The following is a 6728-nucleotide window of genomic DNA, read 5'->3' on the forward strand; positions in this document are numbered from 1 at the left end:
GGGATCCCTAGCCGGGCGTCCCGCCCTGCGCCGACCCCGTCGCCGGTATCGGCAGTATCGGCGGTATCGGTGACGTCGGGGCGCGGTCGAGGGTCATGCCGAAGTGCGTGCGGTAGGCAGCGAGTACCTCCGCCTCGGGAATCTCGCGCTCCGTCCGGCTCCCGTCGGGCGCGGTGATCACGAGCGTCCGGCCGGAGAGCGTGATCCGGCCGCCGTCATCGGTGAGCCGCGAACAGACCAGCGACTGCGTGAAGTGCGACTTCGGTGACGTGGTCTGCCACCAGCAGCCCGCCTCGAAGTCGGCGAGCGCCCGCGGCCGCAGTTCGAGCCGGTACTGCGGCGCCCCGTCCCGCAGTACGTCGAGATCGCCCTCGGCCGTCTCCACGACCCGGAAGAACCCGCCCGGCTCGGCCTGCTCCTCCGCCGTGTCCAGCCGCAGCGGGTAGTGGCTGTGCCGCCCGAACCCGACATCGGCCAGCAGCGGCCCGTCAGGCGTACGGACCCGCACGGCCGCGTGGTCGTACGGGATGCCAAGCCGCCCGTCCTCCCCGTAGACCCGCCCGGACAGCAGCTCGGCGTCGTACCCGAGCGCGGTCAGCAGGAACGCGAACGAGCCGTTGAGTTCGTAGCAGAACCCACCACGGCGGGCCCGTACGACCTTGTCCAGCAGCGCCTGCTCGGTGAGGACGATCTCCTCACCGAGGTGGATGGAGAGGTTCTCGAACGGGACCGTACGCAGATGCTGGAGGTGCAACGCCCGCAACGCCTCGGCATCGGGCGCGGCCGGCCGCTCCACCCCGATCCGTCGCAGGTAGGCGTCGACGGCCTCAGCACCGGCAGCGACCCCGGCCCCAGCGCCGCCCCCGTCGCTCCGCACGGTCTCGGCGGCGGCCCCGGTGTCCCTGACGCCCTCGACGTCCCTGACGCCCTCGGTGTCCATCAGCTCCCCGTCCTTTCCGTCGCGAACCAGCGGCGAGTACGGTCCGCCGCCGTGGCCGGAGCCCCGGCGAGGATGTCGGCGAGGGTCTGCGCGGCCAGCTCGCGGCGCCAGGCCAGCTCGGCGCGGCGCATTGCCATGGCGATGCCGCACGGCCGCCGGAGGTCGCGCCCCTCCAGCTCGGCCCCCGCGCCCTGCTGCCGGATCTCCATACAGCGGAACGCCTCCTCCGGCCCCTCGATCGCGGCCACCACATCCATGAGCGTGATCGCCTCCGGCGGCCGGGCGAGCCGGAAACCACCCCGGGCGCCCGGCGTCGAGCTGAGGATCCCGGCCCGTACGAGCGCCTGGAGGCGCTTGTTGAGGTACGCGGCCGGCAGGTCGAACGAGGCGGCCAGCCTCGCCGTGGACACCGGCTGCTCGTCCCCGAGCCAGGCCAGCGTCACGCAGCAGTGCAGCCCCCACTCGACGCCTTCACTCATCCTCATAATCTGGAGTCTACCGATCCGGGTTCTCCGGGTTTTCCGGGATCTGTGGGGGCTCAGGGATCTTCGGGATCTCCGGACTCTCCCGGCTCTGACGGCTCTCCCGACTCTGACGGCTGTCGGCTGAACCTCTGGTGAAGGCTTGCCGAAGCGTGCTCGGCCGCGGCGAGGGCTCCCTAGATTGCGGGCATCACCGTACTTGCCCTCAGCCCCACAGAGCGCAGCCGTCCCCTCCCCGATCTCCCCTGCGAGGTTGCCGTGGCCATGCCGGAAACCGAGACCGTCCTGGCCCTGACCGGACTCGCGGTCACCGCCGTGATCTGGGCAGTGGAGCGCTTCCTGCCCGGCCGCAAGCGCATCGGCTACCGCGTCCAGATGGACACCCCGATCGGCATGAACCCCCAGGACGCCCACAGCCTCGTGCAGTTGCGGCTCCTGAGACAGGAACAGGAGATCTCCGACGCCACGCTTGCCCTGCTGCGGATCGAGAACGACGGCAGCAAGGACATCGTCCGGCAGGACTACCAGGAACCGCTGACGGTGGAGTTCACCGGCCGTACGGTCCTCGGCGTCGAGGTACCGGACGCCAACCCGACCGACCTGATCAGCATGCTGACCCGGCCCGGCGCCGGCCTGCGCTACAACGGCAACCGCCTGCACATACCGAAGGTCCCGCTCAACACCCGCAACCACTTCAAGCTGCTGGTACTGCTCTCCGGCACGGACGAGGCCCCCGCGGGCCGCGGCCGGACGCAAGCCGGCGGCGAGGTGATCGTCGGCGGCTTCCTCAGCGGCGGCCGGATCCGCCGGAACACCCAGCGCTGGGGCCCGCGCAAGTCGAGCCTCGCCCTCGGCGGCCTCTTCATCGTCCTGGTCGGGCTGCTGGGCGGCCTGCTGCTCAGTACCCCGACACCGCCCGCCCGTGCCGAGTGCGCCACCGGGCGGCTGACCATCGACGGGTCCACCGCGTTCGCTCCCCCGATGCAGGAGATCGCCCGTCAGTATCAGGCGCGCTGCCCGGGTGCCGTGATCGACGTCGCCCGGAGCGGCAGCCTCTCCGGTCTCACCAACCTGAACCGGGCCGGGCGCGCCACCCGCTCCGGCAGCCCGTCGTTCCTCGCCATGTCCGACGTCCCCGCCCCCTCGATCTACGGGCGGCTGCAGGGCGAGCGGGTGGGCGTCATCCTGCTCAGCCTGGTCGTCAACGAGCGCACCGGTGTCGACAACCTCACCCTCGACCAGGTGCGGAAGATCTACGACGGCACGTACACCAACTGGCGTGACGTGGGCGGCAACGACCTCGCCATCCACGTCGTCGGCCGCGACGCCGGCTCCGGGACCCGGCGGGCCTTCGAGACGACCGTGCTGCGCCGTTCGGAGCCGGGCGTGGTGTCGTCGTACGACTGCACCGGCAAGGACCGGGACGAGCGGGCCCGCGTCACCCGCTGCGAGGTGAACAGCACCACCGGGCTGCTGGACACGGTCGACCGCGTGGAGGGCGCTGTCGGTTACGCCGAGACCTACGCGGCGGCCAAGCGGCCGCACGTCATCGCCATCCGGCTGAACGGACACGAGCCCGACATCGAGTGGGGACAGCAACATGAATACCCCTTCTGGACCGTTGAGTTCCTGTACTCCTACGGGCATCCGGCCGACGGCTCCCTCGCCGCGAAGTTCCTGACCTACCTGAACTCCGACACCGCGAAGAACGTCATGCGGATGTACAAACACGTGCCCTGCGCCGACGACCGAAGCCTGTCGGCCTCGGTATGCCGTCCCTGACAGCCACCCGCCGCCGTCGGCCATTGCGGGTGGCGGACGCGAGGCCGGTGGTGGCGCTGCCCGTCACGGCGATCGCGCCATCGGTGTCCGTGCGCAGCACCCTCGCCCCCTGCACGCGCAGCGCGGCGACCGTGCTGGGGGCGGGGTGGCCGTACGGATTCCCCGCACCCGCGCTGATCAGGGCGAGCCGCGGCGCCAGCGCACGCAGGAGCGCCGGGTCCTGATAGGCGGAGCCGTGGTGGGCGACCTTGAGCACGTCGATCGCCCGCAGCCCGGGGCGGGCGGCCAACAGCGCCTGCTGAGCGGGAGGTTCGAGGTCGCCGAGGAGAAGAACGGTGAGCCCTGCCGTACGTACGAGCAGAGTGACGCTGGCGTTGTTGGGCCCTTCGGGCATGAAGCCGGCCGAGGGCCAGAGGACTTCCCAGGACACCGGACCCGTTCGGCGCCGCTCACCCGGTGTGGCCCGGACCACCGGTACTTCCTGTGCGGTCGCCGCCTCGCGCACGAACGCCGCCTGGCCCGGCGGGTCCTCGCGAGTCGTCGTCTCCAGCGCGCCGACGCTGCGGCCCCGGAGCGCGCCGGGAAGGCCGTCCACATGATCGGCGTGAAAGTGCGTGAGGACGAGGAGCGGGATGCGGCGTACGCCCAGTTCCTGCAGGCAGCGGTCCATGGCACGCGGGTCGGGCCCGGTATCCACGACCAGCGCGCTGCCGGGGCCGGTCGCCACGACGAGGCCGTCTCCCTGGCCGACGTCGCACACGGCCAGCCGCCAGCCGGGCGGCGGCCAGCCGGTGACGATCCGGGTCAGCGGCACGGGCCGGACGACGAGCACGACCAGGAGCAGGGCACAGACGACGCACAACCCGCGGTACCGCAGCAGGACCCGGGCAACCGGCACCAGGGCGACGATGGCCGCGGCCAGCAGGAAGCCCCCGGCCCAGCCACCGGGCCAGCCGAACTCGGCACCGGGCAGCGCTGCTCCGGTGCGCGCGATGGTCGCGATCCACTCGGCCGGCCATCCCCCGCACCAGGCGAACGCGGTGGCGAGCGGCGGCAGGAGAGGCGCGGTGGCCAGGGCCGCGAACCCGAGCACTGTCGCGGGCGCCACGGCCAGCTCCGCGAGCAGGTTGCAGGGGATGGCCACCAGGCCGACGCGGGCGGCGAGCACCGCGATGACCGGCGCACACACGGCCTGCGCTGCGGCGGCCGCGGCGATCACCTCGGCGAGCCGGGGCGGAACGCGCCGCCGCTGCAGGGCGGCGCTCCAGCGCGGAGCAAGAGTGAGCAGCGCGCCGGTGGCCAGTACGGAGAGCAGGAAGCCGTAACTCCTGGCCAGCCAGGGGTCGTAGAGGACCAGCAGCAGCACGGCGGCGGCGAGCGCGGGAAGCAGCGTGCGGCGGCGTCCCGAACCGATGGCCAGCAGCGTGATCAGCCCGCAGGCCGCGGCGCGCAGCACGCTGGGGTCGGGGCGGCACACGACGACGAAGGCGATCGCCACCGCGCCGCCGATCACCGCCGTGGTCCGCAGCGACAGGCCCAGGCGAGGCGCGAGACCCCGGCGTTCGGCACGTACGGCGAGGTGCGGCGGGCCGATGAGCAGGACCAGCACGATGGTGAGGTTGCTGCCGGAGACGGCGAGCAGATGCGTCAGGTCGGTCGCCCGGAAGGCGTCGTCGAGCTCCGGCGTCAGGCGGGAGGTGTCACCGACGACGAGCCCGGGCAGCAGGGCGCGTGCGTCGGGCCGCAGGCCGTCGGACGCCTCGCGCAGCCCTTCCCGGAGGGAGCCCGCGAGCCGCTGGAGAGACGTGGGGCCGCCGATGCGCTGCGGTGGCGAGTCGGCCGCATCGGCCGCTACGCGCAGTACGGCGGCCACACGGCCGGTGGGCGGCAGCGGGGGCACGAGCCGTGCCTCGACGCGGATGCGCGTGGAAGGGAGCAGCGCCCGCCAGGAAGCGTTGGCGGCACTGCCGGGGGCTTGCGCGGTCGAGTGGGCGTGCTCTCGCCCGTCTTGCCCGTCTCCCGCACCGGACGTGCGGTCCCGCTGAGGCCGGTGCTGGGGAACGATGACCAGGACGGGGGTGCGGAGGGCGGTCACCGTACCGTCCGGTGCGGTGATGCGGCGCACCTCGGCGGCGAACACGACGGCGGCCGGCATACGTTGCGCGCCGCGCACCCGCTGCCGGGCGAGGTGCGGGTCCTCGGACACCTCCAACTCGACGGTGGCCTGCGCGTACTGCTGCGCCAGCCGGGGCACCGGGCCGCGCCGCAGATCCGCCCCCTGGAGCGCCGCCGAGACCGCACCGCCCACCGCGCAGAGCAACACCGCGGCCGCCGCGACGAGGCTCCCCGCCGCGTGGCGGCGTACGGCCCGGAGGACGGCGAGGCCGGCCAGCACGAGGGCAGCGGCACAGAGCAGGAACAGCGGCCCGACGGGGGCGTCCAGAGCCAGCGCCGCGGCTCCCCAGGCGGCGAGCGCCGGCGCGACCAACCGCAGATCGGCCGGCCCCTCCCCCTGCGGAGGCTGGGCCTGTGGGTCACCGGGCCCTGCCGGCGACTGCGCGGCGACCGGCGTGGGCTGTGCATCGGCCCGCTCTCCCTCGGCGTCGTTCGCCGGCTGCCCGACGGCCGAGCCGTACGAAGAGGCCGGAGCCCATGGGGTGGTCATGGCTGCACCAGAGGGCGCAGGTCGGCGAATCGGCGGTCACCGATCCCGTTGACTTCTTGCAACTGGTCGACCGAGGCGAAGCCGCCGTGCTGGGTGCGGAAGTCGATGATGTGCTGGGCGAGGACGGGGCCGACGCCGGGGAGGGTGTCGAGCTGCTCGGCAGTGGCGGAGTTCAGGCTGACCGGACCGGCCGGGGCGCCACCGGCCGCAAGGGAGCCGCCCGAGGCCCCTCCGCCGGGCGCTGCCGTACCAGGAGCGGCGGCAGCAGCGCCGGGTGCCGCAGGGGCGGCGGCCGGAGCGCCGACGACGACCTGCTCGCCGTCTGCCAGGAGGCGGGCGCGGTTCAGCGTGCGGGTGTTCGTCCCGGGCAGCACCCCGCCCGCGGCACGCAGCGCATCGGCGACGCGGGCGCCCGGAGGGAGGCGGTGGATGCCGGGGCGGCGCACCTTGCCCGCGACGTCCACGACAATCCTGCGGTCCGCGGGGCCGGATACCGCACCGGCCGCTGCGCCTGCCATGCTTCCGCCGGCTGCGGCACCGCTCGGACCGGCGAGTCCGGCCGGCCCCGCCCGCTCGGCCGCGGTCGGGCCGCTGCCCGGTGCGGCCGCCGAGGCGTGCTGTGCCGTCGGCGCCCGTACGGTCTGGGGCCGGGCGGTCCAGAAATGGTGCACCGCGAAGGCCACGGCGAGCAGCAGCACGACGGCGAGCGCGCCGAGCGCCTTCGGGTCCGTGCCGCACCGCAGCTGGATCCACAACGGCAGCCGTTCTTGCAGCGCCACCCGCCAACGGGCCATCGGCAACAGGCCAGGACCCAATGAATCGGGTGGAGGAGGACCAGGCGGAGGGGGGTCAGGTGGGT

General features: G+C 73.6%; 5 protein-coding genes. 1 reads left to right on the forward strand and 4 read right to left on the reverse strand.

Annotation, left to right across the window (positions count from 1 at the left end; translation table 11 throughout):
- Window positions 1-7 precede the first annotated feature (7 nt).
- Window positions 8-940 carry an arylamine N-acetyltransferase family protein gene (locus tag CCS38_RS29980; RefSeq protein ID WP_223736475.1) on the reverse strand — a complete coding sequence of 311 codons (933 nt, stop codon included), beginning with the start codon at window positions 938-940 and terminating at the stop codon, window positions 8-10.
- Window positions 940-1425, reverse strand: coding sequence for an RrF2 family transcriptional regulator (locus tag CCS38_RS29985; RefSeq protein ID WP_223736476.1), 486 nt, complete (start codon window positions 1423-1425; stop codon window positions 940-942). Before CCS38_RS29985 ends, CCS38_RS29980 begins: the two co-directional genes overlap by 1 nt.
- Before the next feature lie 261 nt (window positions 1426-1686).
- Between CCS38_RS29985 and CCS38_RS29990 the strand changes: the two genes are divergently transcribed.
- A complete protein-coding gene (locus CCS38_RS29990; RefSeq protein ID WP_223736477.1) occupies window positions 1687-3204 on the forward strand; it encodes a PstS family phosphate ABC transporter substrate-binding protein in 1518 nt (505 codons plus the stop codon).
- Here CCS38_RS29990 and CCS38_RS29995 read toward each other — a convergent pair.
- Window positions 3134-5869 carry a ComEC/Rec2 family competence protein gene (locus tag CCS38_RS29995; protein WP_223736478.1) on the reverse strand — a complete coding sequence of 912 codons (2736 nt, stop codon included), beginning with the start codon at window positions 5867-5869 and terminating at the stop codon, window positions 3134-3136. The genes CCS38_RS29990 and CCS38_RS29995 overlap by 71 nt on opposite strands.
- Window positions 5866-6728: ComEA family DNA-binding protein (locus CCS38_RS30000; protein ID WP_223736479.1), on the reverse strand; the 863-nt coding region annotated here is incomplete at its 5' end. The genes CCS38_RS30000 and CCS38_RS29995, both read right to left, overlap by 4 nt.

Source organism: Streptomyces purpurogeneiscleroticus, from assembly GCF_020024005.1.
GTDB lineage: Bacteria > Actinomycetota > Actinomycetes > Streptomycetales > Streptomycetaceae > Streptomyces > Streptomyces purpurogeneiscleroticus.